The organism is Enterobacter cloacae complex sp. IR5401 (assembly GCF_049238425.1).
Taxonomy (GTDB): domain Bacteria; phylum Pseudomonadota; class Gammaproteobacteria; order Enterobacterales; family Enterobacteriaceae; genus Enterobacter; species Enterobacter hormaechei_C.
Genome location: NZ_JBMKHN010000049.1, coordinates 1 through 1196, shown reverse-complemented (window position 1 = coordinate 1196; position 1196 = coordinate 1). Strand labels below are relative to the sequence as shown.

The 1196-nt window shown below is 48.4% G+C and carries 1 protein-coding gene; it reads left to right on the top strand.

All coding sequences use genetic code 11. The features are described from left to right. A partial coding sequence (gene dcm, locus ACOTX1_RS23760) for a DNA (cytosine-5-)-methyltransferase (protein ID WP_421766888.1) occupies positions 1 to 1121 on the top strand: 1121 nt, incomplete at its 5' end. Positions 1122 to 1196: the final 75 nt, after the last annotated feature.

Below are 1196 nucleotides of genomic sequence, written 5' to 3'. Positions count from 1 at the left end.
TTGGAGGTATACGGAAGGGCTTCGAAACCATCGGTGGCCAGTGCGTTTTTACCAGTGAATGGAATAAAGAGGCTGTGCGCACATATAAAGCTAACTGGTTTAACGATGCTCAGGAACACACTTTCAATCTCGATATTCGTGAAGTCACGCTCAGTGATAAACCTGAAGTACCTGAAAACGATGCCTATGCTTACATTAATGAGCATGTGCCGGATCATGATGTACTTCTAGCAGGTTTCCCCTGTCAACCGTTTAGCCTTGCGGGCGTAAGCAAGAAAAACTCGCTCGGGCGCGCGCATGGTTTCGAATGTGAGGCTCAGGGAACGCTTTTCTTCGATGTGGCGCGTATTATCCGCGCAAAAAAACCTGCCATCTTTGTTCTTGAAAACGTTAAAAACCTGAAGAGCCATGACAAGGGTAAAACCTTTAAAGTCATCATGGATACCCTCGACGAACTGGGCTATGAAGTTGCGGATGCAGCTGAGATGGGCAAAAACGATCCTAAAGTTATCGACGGAAAGCACTTTTTACCTCAGCACCGAGAACGTATCGTTTTGGTCGGTTTCCGCCGTGATCTGAACATTCACCAGGGCTTTACCCTGCGCGATATTAGTCGTTTTTATCCGGAACAGCGTCCGTCATTTGGCGAACTGCTGGAACCCGTGGTTGACAGCAAATATATACTGACGCCGAAACTCTGGGAGTATCTCTATAACTACGCCAAAAAGCACGCAGCTAAGGGTAACGGATTCGGTTTTGGCCTCGTTAATCCTGAAAATAAAGAAAGCATTGCCCGTACGCTTTCTGCTCGCTATCACAAAGACGGGTCTGAAATTCTGATAGACCGTGGCTGGGATATGGCCACAGGTGAAACAGACTTCGCGAACGAAGAAAATCAGGCGCATCGGCCCCGCAGGCTGACTCCGCGAGAGTGCGCGCGCCTTATGGGTTTTGAAAAAGTAGATGGCAGGCCTTTTCGCATTCCTGTGTCAGACACTCAGTCGTACAGGCAGTTCGGTAACTCCGTAGTGGTGCCCGTGTTTGAAGCCGTAGCCAAACTGCTTGAACCTTATATCCTGAAAGCGGTTAATGCCGATTCGTGCAAGGTTGAACGAATCTGATCGCTCCTCCCGGTATTTATGCCGGGAGATAATCTATGGAATATCTGCGTAAAGCCCTGTCAGCTCAGCAATAAA